At 55.8% G+C, this 15,232-nt stretch carries 16 protein-coding genes; 6 read left to right on the forward strand and 10 right to left on the reverse strand.

Features of this window, described 5'->3' with window-relative positions; translation table 11 throughout:
- Positions 1–172: 172 nt before the first annotated feature.
- The 5 genes from pstS (at position 173) to phoU (ending at position 4,746) form a co-directional block, all read left to right on the forward strand.
- A complete protein-coding gene (gene pstS / locus AC3WS9_RS22445; protein WP_282494070.1) occupies positions 173–1,213 on the forward strand; it encodes a phosphate ABC transporter substrate-binding protein PstS in 1,041 nt (346 codons plus the stop codon).
- 124 nt (positions 1,214–1,337) lie between these two features.
- Positions 1,338–2,297, forward strand: coding sequence for a phosphate ABC transporter permease PstC (pstC, locus tag AC3WS9_RS22450; RefSeq protein WP_282494069.1), 960 nt, complete (start codon positions 1,338–1,340; stop codon positions 2,295–2,297).
- On the forward strand, positions 2,297–3,187 hold the full coding sequence (gene pstA / locus AC3WS9_RS22455; protein WP_282494068.1) for a phosphate ABC transporter permease PstA: 891 nt from the start codon (positions 2,297–2,299) through the stop codon (positions 3,185–3,187). Before pstC ends, pstA begins: the two co-directional genes overlap by 1 nt.
- 46 nt (positions 3,188–3,233) lie before the next feature.
- Complete coding sequence (gene pstB, locus AC3WS9_RS22460; protein ID WP_282494067.1) at positions 3,234–4,007, forward strand: phosphate ABC transporter ATP-binding protein PstB; 774 nt, start codon at positions 3,234–3,236, stop codon at positions 4,005–4,007.
- 13 nt (positions 4,008–4,020) lie between these two features.
- Positions 4,021–4,746 carry a phosphate signaling complex protein PhoU gene (phoU, locus tag AC3WS9_RS22465; protein WP_095284109.1) on the forward strand — a complete coding sequence of 242 codons (726 nt, stop codon included), beginning with the start codon at positions 4,021–4,023 and terminating at the stop codon, positions 4,744–4,746.
- A 57-nt stretch (positions 4,747–4,803) separates the two neighbouring features.
- On the opposite strand, the gene yieH is transcribed toward phoU, so the two are convergent.
- Positions 4,804–5,469 carry a 6-phosphogluconate phosphatase gene (yieH, locus tag AC3WS9_RS22470; protein ID WP_285151071.1) on the reverse strand — a complete coding sequence of 222 codons (666 nt, stop codon included), beginning with the start codon at positions 5,467–5,469 and terminating at the stop codon, positions 4,804–4,806.
- 167 nt (positions 5,470–5,636) lie between these two features.
- Here yieH and adeP point away from each other — a divergent pair, with 167 nt between their 5' ends.
- Entirely contained in the window at positions 5,637–6,974 is a 1,338-nt protein-coding gene (gene adeP / locus AC3WS9_RS22475) for an adenine permease AdeP (RefSeq protein ID WP_285146299.1), read from the forward strand.
- Positions 6,975–7,068: 94 nt separating this feature from the next.
- Here adeP and AC3WS9_RS22480 read toward each other — a convergent pair whose 3' ends face one another.
- The 9 genes from AC3WS9_RS22480 to rpmH form a co-directional block, all read right to left on the reverse strand.
- On the reverse strand, positions 7,069–7,635 hold the full coding sequence (locus AC3WS9_RS22480) for an NADPH-dependent FMN reductase (protein WP_492490286.1): 567 nt from the start codon (positions 7,633–7,635) through the stop codon (positions 7,069–7,071).
- 37 nt (positions 7,636–7,672) lie between these two features.
- Positions 7,673–8,419 carry a 4'-phosphopantetheinyl transferase family protein gene (locus tag AC3WS9_RS22485; RefSeq protein ID WP_282494063.1) on the reverse strand — a complete coding sequence of 249 codons (747 nt, stop codon included), beginning with the start codon at positions 8,417–8,419 and terminating at the stop codon, positions 7,673–7,675.
- Between the two features lie 142 nt (positions 8,420–8,561).
- Complete coding sequence (gene yidZ / locus AC3WS9_RS22490; protein WP_492490287.1) at positions 8,562–9,524, reverse strand: HTH-type transcriptional regulator YidZ; 963 nt, start codon at positions 9,522–9,524, stop codon at positions 8,562–8,564.
- The gene (locus tag AC3WS9_RS22495) at positions 9,493–10,668 is read right to left on the reverse strand and encodes an MFS transporter (RefSeq protein ID WP_282494061.1); all 1,176 of its coding nucleotides are present in this window, start codon (positions 10,666–10,668) and stop codon (positions 9,493–9,495) included. The genes yidZ and AC3WS9_RS22495 overlap by 32 nt, the downstream gene beginning before the upstream one ends.
- 111 nt (positions 10,669–10,779) lie before the next feature.
- Complete coding sequence (gene mnmE / locus AC3WS9_RS22500) at positions 10,780–12,144, reverse strand: tRNA uridine-5-carboxymethylaminomethyl(34) synthesis GTPase MnmE (protein ID WP_095284122.1); 1,365 nt, start codon at positions 12,142–12,144, stop codon at positions 10,780–10,782.
- A gap of 102 nt (positions 12,145–12,246) precedes the next feature.
- Entirely contained in the window at positions 12,247–13,893 is a 1,647-nt protein-coding gene (gene yidC, locus AC3WS9_RS22505) for a membrane protein insertase YidC (RefSeq protein ID WP_282494060.1), read from the reverse strand.
- A 2-nt stretch (positions 13,894–13,895) separates the two neighbouring features.
- Complete coding sequence (yidD, locus tag AC3WS9_RS22510) at positions 13,896–14,153, reverse strand: membrane protein insertion efficiency factor YidD (protein ID WP_100778281.1); 258 nt, start codon at positions 14,151–14,153, stop codon at positions 13,896–13,898.
- On the reverse strand, positions 14,117–14,476 hold the full coding sequence (gene rnpA, locus AC3WS9_RS22515; RefSeq protein ID WP_095284128.1) for a ribonuclease P protein component: 360 nt from the start codon (positions 14,474–14,476) through the stop codon (positions 14,117–14,119). The genes yidD and rnpA overlap by 37 nt, the downstream gene beginning before the upstream one ends.
- A 16-nt stretch (positions 14,477–14,492) precedes the next feature.
- Complete coding sequence (gene rpmH, locus AC3WS9_RS22520) at positions 14,493–14,633, reverse strand: 50S ribosomal protein L34 (RefSeq protein WP_003023858.1); 141 nt, start codon at positions 14,631–14,633, stop codon at positions 14,493–14,495.
- Positions 14,634–15,232: the final 599 nt, after the last annotated feature.

The following is a 15,232-nucleotide window of genomic DNA, read 5'->3' on the forward strand; positions in this document are numbered from 1 at the left end:
TCATATAAGTGGCTAACACGATGATTATTAATGCTAATTTTGCAGATTCTTAAGTCAAACTTTCAGTGTCATAAAACTGTCATAATTCGTACATTTATCTGTCACCTGTTTGTCCTATTTTGCTCATCGTAGCCACTCAAACAATGATTTACGAAATCTTGCAGGAGACATTATGAAAGTTATGCGTACCACTGTCGCAACTGTTGTCGCCGCGACCTTATCTCTGAGCGCTTTCTCTGTATTCGCAGAAGCAAGCCTGACTGGCGCTGGTGCAACATTCCCTGCGCCGGTGTATGCCAAATGGGCTGATACTTACCAGAAAGAAACCGGTAACAAGGTTAACTATCAGGGTATCGGCTCCTCCGGTGGCGTGAAACAAATTACCGCGAACACCGTCGATTTCGGCGCATCAGACGCTCCGCTGTCTGATGACAAACTGGCGCAGGAAGGTCTGTTCCAGTTCCCGACCGTTATCGGTGGTGTTGTGCTGGCCGTGAATATCCCTGGCCTGAAATCTGGCGAACTGGTGCTGGACGGCAAAACCCTGGGTGATATCTATCTCGGCAAAATCAAAAAATGGGATGACGAAGCCATCACCAAACTGAACCCGGGCATCAAACTGCCTTCGCAGAACATCGCCGTGGTTCGTCGTGCTGACGGTTCCGGTACCTCCTTCGTCTTCACCAGCTATCTGGCGAAAGTGAACGAAGAGTGGAAATCCAAAATCGGTTCTGGCTCTACCGTTAACTGGCCGACCGGTCTGGGCGGTAAAGGTAACGACGGTATCGCCGCGTTCGTCCAGCGTCTGCCTGGCTCAATCGGCTACGTAGAGTACGCTTATGCTAAGCAGAACAACCTGGCTTACACCAAACTGATCTCTGCCGATGGCAAACCGGTTAGCCCGACTGAAGAGAACTTTGCGAACGCTGCCAAAGGCGCAGACTGGAGCAAATCCTTCGCTCAGGACCTGACCAACCAGAAAGGTGACGAGGCGTGGCCAATTACTTCCACGACCTTCATTCTGGTCCACAAAGATCAGAAGAAACCTGAGCAGGGCGCAGAAGTGCTGAAGTTCTTCGACTGGGCGTACAAAAACGGCGGCAAACAGGCTAATGACCTGGATTACGCCAGCCTGCCAGACAGCGTGGTTGAGCAGATTCGTGCTGCATGGAAAACCAACGTGAAAGACAGCAGCGGTAAAGCATTGTACTGATTTAGAATTCTGACGAAAATGGCGGGTGGCGCAAGCTTACCCGCCCTACGGTTCTGACTGTAGGCCGGATAAGCGTTAGCGCCATCCGGCAATTCGTGAAACGTATTTAACAGAAGAGTGATTTATGGCTGCAACCAAGCCTGCTTTTAGCCCTCCGGGGAAACATGGTGACAAGATTTTCAGCGCGCTGGTCAGACTGGCTGCGCTGATTGTGCTATTGCTGCTGGGCGGCATTATCGTGTCACTGATTTTCTCCTCCTGGCCGAGCATCCAGAAATTCGGTTTTGCCTTCCTGTGGACCAAAGAATGGGACGCGCCAAATGATATCTACGGTGCGCTGGTGCCGATCTACGGCACGCTGATGACCTCGTTCATCGCCCTGCTGATTGCGGTTCCTGTGAGCTTTGGTATTGCCCTGTTCCTGACGGAGCTGGCGCCAGGCTGGCTGCGACGCCCGCTGGGTATCGCGATTGAACTGCTGGCGGCGATCCCGAGTATCGTTTACGGCATGTGGGGCCTGTTTATCTTTGCGCCACTGTTCGCGAAGTATTTCCAGGAGCCGGTGGGGAATATCCTCTCCAACATTCCGTTTGTCGGCGCGCTGTTCTCCGGCCCGGCCTTCGGGATTGGTATCCTGGCCGCAGGCGTGATCCTCGCCATCATGATTATTCCGTACATTGCGGCGGTCATGCGCGATGTCTTCGAACAAACCCCGGTGATGATGAAAGAGTCGGCCTACGGTATCGGCTGCACCACCTGGGAAGTTATCTGGCGTATCGTTCTGCCGTTCACCAAAAACGGTGTCATCGGCGGCATTATGCTGGGCTTAGGTCGTGCGCTGGGTGAAACCATGGCCGTGACCTTTATCATCGGCAACACCTACCAGCTCGACAGCATATCGCTGTACATGCCGGGCAACAGTATCACCTCAGCGCTGGCGAATGAGTTCGCCGAAGCGGAATCCGGGCTGCACGTGGCGGCACTGATGGAGCTGGGTCTGATTCTGTTTGTGATCACCTTCATTGTTCTGGCGATCTCTAAGTTTATGATCATGCGCCTCGCAAAAAGTGAGGGGGCACGCTAATGACAACTCTCGAAATGCAATCCACCGCGGAACTGGCTGAATCCCGCCGCAAAATGCAGGCGCGTCGCCGCATGAAAAACCGTCTGGCGCTGACGCTGTCGATGGCGACCATGGCGTTCGGTCTGTTCTGGCTGGTGTGGATCCTGTTTTCTACCGTGACGCGCGGTATCGACGGTATGTCTCTTGCGCTGTTCACCGAAATGACCCCACCGCCGAATACCGCTGGTGGCGGGTTAGCGAACGCCCTGGCGGGCAGCGGACTGCTGATCCTGTGGGCGACCGCCGTCGGTACGCCGCTCGGCATCATGGCGGGGATCTATCTGGCGGAGTATGGCCGTAAATCCTGGGTCGCAGAGGTGATTCGTTTCATCAACGATATTCTGCTCTCCGCACCTTCTATCGTTGTCGGTCTGTTCGTTTACACCATCGTGGTGGCACAGATGGAGCACTTCTCCGGCTGGGCGGGCGTGATTGCGCTGGCGCTGCTGCAGGTGCCTATCGTGATTCGTACCACCGAGAACATGCTGAAACTGGTCCCGGACAGCCTGCGCGAAGCGGCTTACGCACTCGGCACACCGAAATGGAAGATGATTTCGGCGATCACCCTGAAAGCGTCGGTCTCGGGGATCATGACCGGTATCCTGCTGGCGATTGCCCGTATCGCGGGTGAAACCGCGCCGCTGCTGTTCACCGCGCTCTCCAACCAGTTCTGGAGCACGGACATGATGCAGCCGATCGCCAACCTGCCGGTCACCATCTTTAAATTTGCGATGAGCCCGTTCGCGGAGTGGCAGCAGCTGGCCTGGGCCGGGGTGCTGATTATTACCCTTTGCGTACTGTTGCTGAACATTCTGGCGCGCGTCATTTTCGCGAAGCAGAAACACGGTTAATTTTGACGGCGCGGCACAACGCGGCGCCGAATGAGGAAATGAGTCAATGAGTATGGTTGATACTGCACCGGGTAAGATTAAGGTTCGTGATTTGAACTTCTACTACGGTAAATTCCATGCCCTGAAAAACATCAACCTGGATATCGCCAAGAACCAGGTCACGGCATTTATCGGCCCATCAGGCTGTGGCAAGTCCACCCTGCTGCGTACCTTTAACAAGATGTTTGAGCTATATCCGGATCAGCGCGCGGAAGGCGAAATTCTGCTGGATGGCGACAACATTCTGACCAACACCCAGGATATTGCCCTGCTGCGTGCCAAAGTGGGGATGGTGTTCCAGAAACCGACGCCGTTCCCGATGTCGATCTACGACAACATCGCCTTTGGCGTGCGTCTGTTCGAAAAGCTTTCTCGTGCTGATATGGACGAGCGCGTGCAGTGGGCTTTGACCAAGGCCGCATTATGGAACGAAACCAAAGATAAACTTCACCAGAGCGGATACTCTCTCTCCGGTGGTCAGCAGCAGCGTCTGTGCATTGCGCGCGGTATCGCCATTCGCCCGGAAGTGTTGCTGCTGGATGAGCCGTGCTCAGCCCTCGACCCGATCTCCACCGGTCGTATCGAAGAGCTGATCACCGAGCTGAAACAGGATTACACCGTGGTGATCGTGACCCACAACATGCAGCAGGCTGCGCGTTGTTCCGATCATACGGCGTTTATGTACCTGGGCGAGTTGATTGAGTTCAGTGACACAGATGCTCTGTTCACCAGGCCCGCGAAGAAACAAACCGAAGATTATATTACTGGCCGCTACGGTTGATTTGGAGTGAATCATGGACAACCTCAATCTTAACAAACACATTTCCGGCCAGTTCAACGCAGAGCTGGAAAGTATCCGCACCCAGGTGATGACGATGGGCGGCATGGTCGAGCAGCAGCTGTCTGATGCGATCACCGCCATGCATAACCAGGACAGCGAGCTGGCGAAGCGCGTTGTCGAAGGCGACAAAAACGTCAACATGATGGAAGTGGCGATCGACGAAGCCTGCGTGCGTATCATCGCGAAACGTCAACCGACGGCGAGCGACCTGCGCCTGGTGATGGCGATCATCAAAACCATCGCCGAGCTGGAACGTATTGGCGATGTGGCGGATAAAATCTGCCGCACTGCGCTGGAGAAATTCTCCCACCAGCACCAGCCGCTGCTGGTGAGCCTGGAATCCCTGGGCCGTCATACGGTGCAGATGCTGCATGACGTACTGGATGCGTTCGCGCGCATGGATCTTGATGAAGCGGTGCGTATTTACCGTGAAGACAAGAAGGTCGACCAGGAATATGAGGGCATCGTGCGTCAGCTGATGACCTACATGATGGAAGATCCGCGCACCATTCCAAGCGTACTCACCGCGCTGTTCTGCGCGCGCTCTATCGAGCGTATCGGCGACCGCTGCCAGAACATTTGTGAATACATCTTCTACTTCGTGAAAGGACAGGATTTCCGTCACGTGGGCGGGGATGAGCTGGACAAGCTGCTGGCGGGGAAAGACCCGAAAGAGTGATCGGTTCTGGCAGGTTTTGTAGGCCGGATAAGCGCAAGCGCCATCCGGCTTTTTTCATTAACGCGTAATATCCCACCCGCGCGCCTTCCACAGCTCTGGCAACTGCGCCAGATCGGTAAAGGTTGTCACTTTCGGATGGCTGATCGGCTGGTTATGCGGATCGGCGCAGAAGTAAAACACCTCCATCCCCGCATCAATCCCTGACTGCGCACCTGCGCTGGAATCATCCACCAGAATGCAGTTTTCAACGTTCACGTTCATCGCTTTCGCGGCGTGGAACATCAGAGCCGGATCCGGCTTCCAGCGCTGGATATCGTAGCCGCTGAACAGTTTTTCCGGGAAATGGTGCAACATGTCCAGCTTGCCGAGGGAGTGCTGCATTTTGCTGACCGGGCCGTTGGAGACCACGCACATCGGCACTGTCATTGAATCGAGCAGCGCATTCGCTCCGGCGATCACTTCCAGCTCCGAGTCGAAAAGGCGTGCGACCTCGGCGCGGTAAACTGGTTCTAAGTCGGCTTTCGCCAGACTGACGCCGTGCTCGGCGTTGATAATGTCGATGATCTCGTAGAGTTTGACGCCTTTGAAGCGCTTAAACGTCTCTTCGAGATCGAGCGTAATGCCAAATTCCTGGAACATGCTGACATACGCGCGGGAACAAATGACCTCACTGTCGACCAGCGTACCGTCGCAGTCGAAAAATACCGCTTCAATTCCGGACATGCCTTTCCCTTTTAACAAGTTTAACGTTTACGTAATGCAGTTTTGCGAGACGCAATCGTTGCCGTATAAGCAAAATCAATGAAAAAAAGTATCTCGCAAACGCGCCTATTGTCGCATTTTGGTATAGGATAGCGACGGATTTTTCCCTCCTTGTTCGGAAACTGATGATGAGCCAACAACACACTACCCAGACGTCTGGTCAGGGTCTGCTTGAGCGCGTGTTTAAACTGCGCGAGCACGGCACAACGGCACGCACCGAAGTGATCGCCGGTTTTACCACCTTCCTGACGATGGTTTATATCGTTTTTGTTAACCCGCAAATTCTGGGCGTTGCTGGCATGGATACCAGCGCCGTCTTCGTGACCACCTGTCTGATCGCCGCCCTCGGCAGCATCCTGATGGGCGTGTTCGCTAACCTTCCGGTCGCTCTGGCACCGGCAATGGGTCTGAACGCATTCTTCGCCTTCGTGGTGGTACAGGCGATGGGCCTGCCGTGGCAAGTGGGGATGGGCGCCATCTTCTGGGGCGCGGTCGGCCTGCTGCTGCTGACCATTTTCCGCGTGCGTTACTGGATGATCGCTAATATCCCGGTGAGCCTGCGTGTGGGTATCACCAGCGGTATCGGTCTGTTCATCGGCATGATGGGCCTGAAAAACGCGGGCGTGATTGTCGCCAACCCGGAAACCCTGGTGAGCATCGGCAACCTGACCTCGCACAGCGTCCTGCTGGGTGTGTTGGGCTTCTTCATCATCGCCATTCTGGCCTCCCGTAACATTCACGCTGCGGTGCTGGTCTCGATTATCGTGACCACCCTGCTGGGCTGGATGCTGGGCGACGTGCATTACAGCGGCATCGTCTCTGCGCCACCAAGTGTGACCACCGTGATTGGCCACGTGGATCTGGCGGGGTCGTTTAACCTCGGCCTGGCGGGCGTGATCTTCTCCTTCATGCTGGTAAACCTGTTCGACTCCTCCGGTACCCTTATCGGTGTAACCGATAAAGCCGGTCTGGCAGATGAGAAAGGTAAATTCCCGCGCATGAAGCAGGCGCTGTATGTGGACAGCATCTCGTCGGTAGCCGGTTCTTTCATCGGTACTTCTTCTGTCACGGCGTACATCGAGTCTTCTTCCGGCGTCTCCGTCGGTGGCCGCACCGGTCTGACCGCAGTAGTCGTGGGCCTGCTGTTCCTGCTGGTGATCTTCCTCTCTCCGCTGGCGGGGATGGTTCCACCGTACGCGGCTGCAGGCGCGCTGATTTACGTCGGCGTGCTGATGACCTCGAGCCTGGCGCGCGTGAAGTGGGAAGATTTAACCGAAGCGGTTCCAGCGTTTATTACCGCCGTGATGATGCCGTTTAGCTTCTCCATCACCGAAGGTATCGCCCTGGGCTTTATCTCCTACTGCGTGATGAAAATCGGTACCGGTCGTTTCCGCGAACTGAGCCCATGCGTGATTGTGGTGGCGCTGCTGTTCGTGCTGAAGATTGTATTTATCGACGCGAAATAAACAGCAAGGCCTTCCCAAATGGGAAGGCCTTTAGTGTTTGCGCCCTCTCCCCGTGGGAGAGGGTTGGGGTGAGGGCATCAGACCGCACTCACCCCTAGGCTTTAACCCGCTGAATATACTCACCAAACGCGGTCAACTGACCGGTCAGATGATCCAGCGTGCTTTGATCGACCACTTCGCCCGTCTGGGTATCGACTTTGTTCTGAATCACCCCGCCCATAAATTCCGGCTTGTTCATCACCATCGCATCCAGGAACACCAGAATCTGACGCAGATGATACTGGCAGCGTGCGCCGCCAATCGCGCCCATCGAGCTGGTCTGAATCAGTACCGGCTTGCCGGACAGCGGCTGTTCCGGCAAACGGGAGAGCCAGTCGATCGCATTCTTCAGGCCACCCGGCACCGAATAGTTGTATTCCGGGGTGACAATCACCACGCCGTCGGCCTGGCGGATCTGCTCGGCCATCGCCTCGACGCTTTGCGGGAACCCTTCTTCCTGCTGAACATCGGCGTCGTACAGAGGGATATCGCCAATCGACGGCAGCGCGGTCACGTCCATCCCAGCCGGTGCCAGCTTAGGCAGCGTGCGGGCAACCATCCCGTTAAATGAACCTTTGCGCAGGCTTCCCAGTAACGTAACAACTTTCAACGTATCAGACATGATTACTCCTTTTTCATCATGATGGCCCATCAGCGGGTCAGTTAAGGGTAAGAGCTTTTTCTGCCGGTAAACTGGTTAATCTCATCAGGCGCGCGGCGGGCTCGTTGGCGCGCGCGGGGACATCAGGAAGGCTACGCCATCCGTCGCGGCTGTCAAATTCCCAGATTTTCAGGCGCTCAATGGCGGGTGTGACGGCAATCGACCAGATCAGCACGTCTTCGGCGTCGCTGAGGGCTTCCACCCGCGCGGCTTTGGTCGCCCGCAGACGGCCTGAGCCCGGCAGCAGCTGGAGCAGGCTGGCATCGTCCACGGCACAGCCCGAGAGCTTCTGAATGCTCTGACGCAGGGTGATGAGCTGTGCTTTGGCTTCGTTAGGGTCGTTTTGATTACGCACCCACAGCTTTTCGTTGCTCGAGAGCGGGTAGTCGTCGTGGGCGTGAGGGCCGTGGAAACCGCGAGTCGCGCGCTGGAGTTCCATATCCAGTCCACAATCGCCTTCCGTTGTGAGGGCCACGCCGACGATGTTTCCGGTGTAGGCGATGGAAAAACGCGGCAGTTCAGGGTCAGCAAACACCGGGCGGCCTTCGGGCTGGGTGATCATCTCCGGCAGTTCGGTCGTGCCGTAGAGCATAAACAGCAGTTCGGAGAGTAAGGCCCGGGAGGCCAGAAAGCGCGAGCGTCGGTGATCGGGAAGCTTGCGCGCTTCGTTGTGACAGGATGAGGAGAGTCTGACTGACACCAGTCGTCCTTCGGTCAGGATCCCTCTTGCAAAATGCGTTGCCATTTTTCGCTCCATGATAATGGTCAGTGACAGGTTAAACGGTTACATGATTATCGCTTAACTTCGCATCTGTTTTAATCGGTAAATCCACGAATGAGAAGCCTGGGGACTGAACTTTACATTTTTAGAGGGAAAAATTGGATCTCTAACGCAGGGAATCGCAGTACAACGCCTTAATCGTCTCTTTCAGCCAGATGATTTTCGGGTTGTGGCTGTTCCGTTTATGCCAGATCAGGGTGAATGGAACGTTCAGCTTTTCGGCCAGCGCTTCGTCGATGGGGATAGGGCGGCGGACCAGCTTGCGCTGGTGGAGTTGATTGTAATGATGACAGTAGTGCGGCGCGGTGGCGATATAGTTGTGGTCCGGCTGCGCGGCCATAAACATCGACTGCTCAAAGCCCGGCAGGCTCAGGGCAATGTTGCGCTCGAGCCCCATCTCCCTCAGCACTTCGTCCAGCGCCCAGGTATCGCTGCGCTCCCAGAAAATGCTGATGTGGGGATAGCGCAAAAAAGTGTCGAGATTCCACTCTTCGTTTAGCGCCGGGTGATCCTCGCGTAAATAGACACAAGGCCGGTCGCTGAAGAGGATTTCGTGGTCGATAAACCACGGGAGCAGCTTCAAAAGTTCGCGCGAGCGTGGATGGGTTTCGCGCCCGGTAAAACCGATATCCACCTCGCCGCGGGTGATGGCATCCAGCGAGTCGTAATCCCAGTGGCGCATCCGCACCGTCGCCTGCGGATAGCGCTGATTCACCTGATCTAACAGGGCGTTAAAGCGGATCAGCATTAGCGGCGTTTCCGCCGCCAGCTCGAATTTCAGCCCGCTGAGGGAATCGTGATGCGGTTTATCGAGGATCTGATTGCCGATCTGCATCCAGTCCGTCAGGTTTTGCTCAAGACTGACGGTCAGCGGTGTCGGCAGCAGGCCGAGCGGGGTTTTCACAAACAGCGGGTCGTCGAACCAGTCGCGCAGTTTCGCCAGCGATTTACTCACCGCCGACGGCGTGACGTTCATCCGTTTCGCGGCTTTGTTGACGCTGCGTTCCTGCAGTAACAGCTGCAGGCACAGTAACAGGTTAAGATCGAGGCTGCTGATGGGCTTCTTCATAGTGCGCTGCGGGCTGTATCGCCATGATTAACAGGATGCAGACCATGCTACAGCCAATCAGAATCCCGATCAGCATATTCAGCGCATTAAGACCGATCACCGCCGCCAGCCAAATCCACAGGGACGAGCCGCATACCTGAGCAATCCCCAGCGCGGAGCTGGCCACACCGGCGCGCAGGGAGAACGGCCCCAGCGCCTGGCTCATCGCCACGCCAAATCCGACCGAGAACCCGGCGCAGATCAGGGTGATACCCGCCAGCATAATGGCGTGAGAACTCGCCGTCGCCAGCACCACGCCCGCAATCAGGAACAGGATCTGCGAGGTCATCATCAGCGTACGCTGGCTAAACACATTGAGGGCAAACGGCGTCGAGAACGACACCGCCATACTCACCATCGCGGTCAACGCCATCACCGTGGAGTACTCCCCACGATCAAACCCCATGGTTTCCATCAGTAAAACAGGGGAAACGTTTACATAGGTGAGGATGACCACGACGCTTAAGGTGGTGATCAGCAGACGGCTGATGAAAAAGCGATTCAGGAGTTTCTCAGCCGGGTGAATCGTCGCGGCATTCCCCGCGTGATGCGAGCCAGGATGCGTCTCTTTCAGTACCGTGATCGAGAGGATAAAGACCAGCAGACCCATCGCCGCCATCGTCCAGAACAGGCTCTGCCACGGCAGTTTGAGCATAATCAGATAACCGATCACTGGAGCCAGCACCGGGATAATACAGGTGATGCCGTTGAGCATGGAGAGCACTTTCGCGCGGCGCTGGGCGCTGAGTGTATCGCGCAAAATAGCAAACGCCACCACATAACAGCCGCCCGCCCCGATGCCCTGAATGAAGCGACCGGTCAGGAACAGCGTGCTGTCCTGCGCCATCGAGCACAGCACCGACGCCAGCGCAAAGATCACCGCCCCGGTAATCGCCACAGGTTGCCGCCCGGCTTTGTCGGCAATCTTACCGGCAAACACCATCGACGACGCCATGCCCGCCAGATAAGCCGAAAACGCGATATGCAGTTGCGCTTCGCTGGCCCCCAAATCACGCGCAATGTGCGGCAGGCCGACCAGATACATATCAATGCCCGACGGATAAAGCAGAACCAGTGCAAAACTACAGAACAGAAAACGCGCCATAAATCCCCCATGTAAGGCAGGCTGGAAGCATAGGGGGAGAACGGGGAAGATGCGAGTTGCCATTTGGACAAAGGTGATTTCCTGGGAGGAAATCACCTTTGAGGCGGGAGATTATTTCCCGATACAGAAGCTCGAGAAAATCCGGCCCAGCAGATCATCAGAGGTAAATTCGCCGGTAATCTCGCTCAGGCTTTGCTGTGCCAGACGCAGCTCTTCCGCCAGCAGTTCACCGGCCCAGGCGCCGAGCAGCTGTGCTTTGCCCTGATCGAGATGATTTGCGGCCTGTTCCAGCGCCTGCAGGTGGCGACGGCGCGCCAGGAAGCCGCCTTCCATGCTCGTATCAAAGCCCATGCTCTGCTTGAGATGGTTACGCAGGTCATCCACGCCTTCACCGGTCCGGGCCGACAGGCGGATGAGTGAGTGACCGTTCACATCGCTCAGACCCAGCGTTTCGCCTGTTTTATCGGCTTTGTTACGCACCACGGTGATCGGCAGTTTAGCCGGCAGGCGGGCGATAAAGTCTGGCCAGATCTCTGCGGGATCAACCGCGTCGGTGGTGGTGCCGTCGACCATAAACAGCACGCGGTCGGCCTGCTCGATCTCCTGCCACGCGCGTTCGATACCGATGCGCTCCACTTCATCGCTGGCGTCGCGCAGACCGGCGGTGTCGATGATGTGCAGCGGCATGCCGTCGATATGAATATGCTCACGCAGCACGTCGCGGGTGGTCCCGGCGATATCGGTGACGATCGCCGCTTCGCGGCCCGCCAGGGCGTTCAGCAGGCTCGATTTCCCGGCGTTAGGACGACCGGCGATAACTACCTTCATCCCTTCGCGCAGCAGGCTGCCCTGACGCGCTTCGGCGCGCACGGCGTCGAGATCGGACATCACGCTGTTGAGCTGCGCTTCGATTTTGCCGTCAGAGAGGAAGTCGATCTCTTCATCGGGGAAGTCGATTGCCGCTTCGACGTAGATTCGCAGGTGAGTGAGTGCTTCCACTAGGTGATTCACGCGCGCGGAAAACGCTCCCTGCAGGGAGTTCAGGGCGGAACGCGCCGCCTGTTCGGAACTGGCATCGATCAGGTCGGCAATGGCTTCGGCCTGTGCCAGGTCGAGCTTGTCGTTGAGGAACGCGCGCTCGGAGAACTCGCCCGGCTTCGCAATGCGCAGGCCTGGCAAAGTCAGAATACGTTTTAACAGCAGATCGAGGATCACCGGGCCGCCGTGGCCCTGCAGCTCCAGCACGTCTTCGCCGGTAAAGGAGTTAGGGCCGGGGAACCAGAGCGCGATGCCCTGATCCAGCGCGGTACCGTCGGCGTCTTTAAACGGCAGATAGTCGGCGTAGCGCGGCTTTGGCAGTTTGCCCAGCACGGCTTCGGCCACCTCGCGCGCCTTGAGGCCGGAGATGCGCAGAATGCCTACACCACCGCGTCCCGGTGGGGTTGCCTGGGCGACGATAGTGTCGTTATGGCTCATGGGATGTCTCTTTTTAAAATGTAAAAAGGCGGTCAGATGACCGCCCTTTTTTTACTGTTCCTTCCGCCGGGTGGCGCTTCGCTTACCCGGCCTACTACCGAATCAGGATTTTTTCTTTTCGCGGCTATGCAAGCCACGTTTTTCCAGACCACGGTAGATCAGCTGCTGCTGGATGATGGTCACCAGGTTGCTGACGATATAGTACAGCACCAGACCTGACGGGAACCACAGGAAGAACACGGTGAAGATGACCGGCATGAAGGTCATGATCTTCTGCTGCATCGGGTCGGTCACGGTGGTCGGCGACATCTTCTGAATGAAGAACATCGTTACGCCCATCAGGATCGGCAGGATGTAGTACGGGTCCTGTGCGGACAAGTCATGGATCCACAGAGCGAATGGCGCATGGCGCAGCTCGACGGAACCCATCAGCATGTAGTACAGCGCAAGGAAGATTGGCATCTGAATCAGCAGCGGGAAGCAACCACCCAGTGGGTTCACTTTCTCTGCTTTATACAGGGCCATCATTTCCTGGCTCTGACGCTGTTTATCATCGCCCAGACGCTCACGCATCGCCGCAATCTTCGGCTGCAGCATACGCATCTTCGCCATGGAGGTGTACTGCGCTTTAGTCAGCGGGTACATGATGCCACGAACGATGAAGGTGATAACGATGATGGAGAAGCCCCAGTTACCCAGGAAGCTGTGGATAAATTTCAGCAGCTTAAACAGCGGCTGAGAGATGAACCACAACCAACCGTAATCAACGGTCAGATCCAGGTGCGGTGCCACGGCTGCCATCTTGTCCTGAATCTCAGGACCGACCCACAGGGTGCTCGCCAGCTGACCGGTTTGACCAGGCTGAACCAGAACCGGCTCAGATTTATAGCCGATGGCAGCAATGCCATTGCCCAGATTCGCGGTATAGAAGTTGTTGGTACCGTTATTATTTGGCACCCACGCCGTCGCGAAATACTGCTGCAGCATCGCAACCCAACCGCCTTTAGCGCTGACGTTCAGGTTTTCGTTATCGGCGATGGTGTCGAATTTGTATTTCTCGTACTTAGCATCTGGCGTGGAGTACGCCGCGCCACGGAAGGTGTGCAGCGCAAAGTTGCTGCTTCCGGTGTCACGGTGAGACGGCAGATTGATGGACTGCTTCAGCTGACCAAACGTGGACACTTCCAGTGGTTTCTCACCGGCGTTCTGCACGTTATAGCCCACGTTCACCGCATACTCACCGCGTTTCAGGGTGAAGGTTTTGGTGAAGGTGTTGCCCGCGGCGTCAGTGTAAGTCATCGGGATTGACAGTTCGTTCTGACCATCAGCCAGCACAAAGGTGTCGCTTTCGACGTTATACAGTGGACGAGCGCCATTCGCCGGGTTGTCCGGGCCATCACGACCGGTCAGACCGCTCTGAGCCTGATACAGGAACTCAGGTGTCGTTTCCAGCAGCTGGAACGGCTCGTTTGACTTCAGCTCTTTCGGGTAAGTCAGCAGCAGTGCTTGCTCAATATCGCCACCACGGGTGTTGATAGTCAGCTCCAGCACATCGGTTTTCACCGTAATCTGCTTCCCTTGGCCACTGGCCGGTACGCCCTGGTCGGCGGCGCTACCCGCTGCGGTGGTCGTTGTCTGCGTGGTCTGTTGTGGCTGTGGTTGAGGATTTTTATCCTGCTCCCATGCCTGCCAGATCATGAAAGACACGAACAACAAAGCGATGACTAAAAGATTGCGTTGCGAATCCATCGTTAGTGTTCTCTGGTATCAAATGGTCCGGGTGGGACGGGGTCGTCACCACCAGGGTGTAAAGGGTGGCATTTTAATACGCGTTTCACCGTCAACCAACTGCCTTTTATCACTCCAAACCTGCGCAATGCCTCAATTCCGTAGCTGGAACAGGTTGGAGTGAAACGACAATGCGGCCCGAGCAGCGGACTGATCAGGCGCTGATAGACCCGAATGCAGGCTATCAGGACCCTTGAGCCAGGCGACAATGGCGGCGCCATAGTTTTTCCAACGCTTCCGAGAGAGCACGGTTATCGAGGTCGGCAACCCCTTTTTTAGCCACCACCACGAAATCCATTGAAGGCAGTTCATGTTGACGTAAACGGAAGCTTTCACGCGTCAGACGTTTAATCCGATTGCGTTCATGCGCGCGCTTGACGTTTTTCTTGGCGACAGTGAGACCGATGCGGGGATGCCCCAGCGAATTTTGGCGGCCGAGGATGGTGATTTGCGGCGTGCCAGCCCGTTGTGGCTGCTGGAAGACGAAAGTGAAATGAGTGGGAGTTAACAAACGTAACTCCCTGGGAAATGCTAGCTTAACCACCAGGGGTTAGCTTTTATTACTTAGAAACGGTCAGACGAGAACGGCCTTTAGCACGACGACGTGCCAGAACCTGACGACCATTTTTATTAGCCATACGAGCACGGAAGCCGTGAGAACGGTTGCGCTTCAGTACAGACGGTTGAAAAGTGCGTTTCATGGCGATTTCTACCTAAACTTGAATAAATTCACTGACTTTCGCGTATACCCGAACGATTATCGAACGACTAACGCCTCAGCGTGGGTGATTAAAGAGGCCGGATTGTAATAATTGTACACTCCGGAGTCAATTCTCTTTCCTTATTTCCCGCGTATTTCCGCACGATATCGCGTGGAAAATGAGCAGCGTCCCGCGCGGAAGTCGAGCATCACGCGCCGGGTGGTGGATTATACGACCTCCCAACCAAAGCGCAAGGATCGTCCAGGATCTTCAATAGATCTTTTAAGCAAAAAATTGTCTGTGCTCATTAATTTTTCCAATATGCGGCCTAAATCGTGGGGCACTCCTGACAGGATCGTTTACACTTACCCGGTTTCGGATCTTCCTGTGGATAAATCGGGAAGAATCTGTGAGAAACAGAAGATCTCTGGCTCAGTTTAGGCTATGATCCGCGGTCCTGATCGGGATCCAATGGGGTCTGGTCTGGTAAAATTGCAGATAGCAATTCGCACGTCACCCTTTGCACAGGGTCTTGTCGACGTGTGCCAACAATCACGAATATTCAGTATCTTTCTTTTATTGTTCGAGTGGAGTCCGCC

The organism is Lelliottia sp. EB106-05-01-XG201, assembly GCF_058791735.1.

Coding starts and splice junctions, on each gene's coding strand:
- pstS (WP_282494070.1), top strand. CDS start 173: ATGAAAGTTATGCGTACCACTGTCGCAACTGTTGTCGCCGCGACCTTA.
- pstC (WP_282494069.1), top strand. CDS start 1,338: ATGGCTGCAACCAAGCCTGCTTTTAGCCCTCCGGGGAAACATGGTGAC.
- pstA (WP_282494068.1), top strand. CDS start 2,297: ATGACAACTCTCGAAATGCAATCCACCGCGGAACTGGCTGAATCCCGC.
- pstB (WP_282494067.1), top strand. CDS start 3,234: ATGAGTATGGTTGATACTGCACCGGGTAAGATTAAGGTTCGTGATTTG.
- phoU (WP_095284109.1), top strand. CDS start 4,021: ATGGACAACCTCAATCTTAACAAACACATTTCCGGCCAGTTCAACGCA.
- yieH (WP_285151071.1), bottom strand. CDS start 5,469: ATGTCCGGAATTGAAGCGGTATTTTTCGACTGCGACGGTACGCTGGTC.
- adeP (WP_285146299.1), top strand. CDS start 5,637: ATGAGCCAACAACACACTACCCAGACGTCTGGTCAGGGTCTGCTTGAG.
- AC3WS9_RS22480 (WP_492490286.1), bottom strand. CDS start 7,635: ATGTCTGATACGTTGAAAGTTGTTACGTTACTGGGAAGCCTGCGCAAA.
- AC3WS9_RS22485 (WP_282494063.1), bottom strand. CDS start 8,419: ATGGCAACGCATTTTGCAAGAGGGATCCTGACCGAAGGACGACTGGTG.
- yidZ (WP_492490287.1), bottom strand. CDS start 9,524: ATGAAGAAGCCCATCAGCAGCCTCGATCTTAACCTGTTACTGTGCCTG.
- AC3WS9_RS22495 (WP_282494061.1), bottom strand. CDS start 10,668: ATGGCGCGTTTTCTGTTCTGTAGTTTTGCACTGGTTCTGCTTTATCCG.
- mnmE (WP_095284122.1), bottom strand. CDS start 12,144: ATGAGCCATAACGACACTATCGTCGCCCAGGCAACCCCACCGGGACGC.
- yidC (WP_282494060.1), bottom strand. CDS start 13,893: ATGGATTCGCAACGCAATCTTTTAGTCATCGCTTTGTTGTTCGTGTCT.
- yidD (WP_100778281.1), bottom strand. CDS start 14,153: ATGGCGCCGCCATTGTCGCCTGGCTCAAGGGTCCTGATAGCCTGCATT.
- rpmH (WP_003023858.1), bottom strand. CDS start 14,633: ATGAAACGCACTTTTCAACCGTCTGTACTGAAGCGCAACCGTTCTCAC.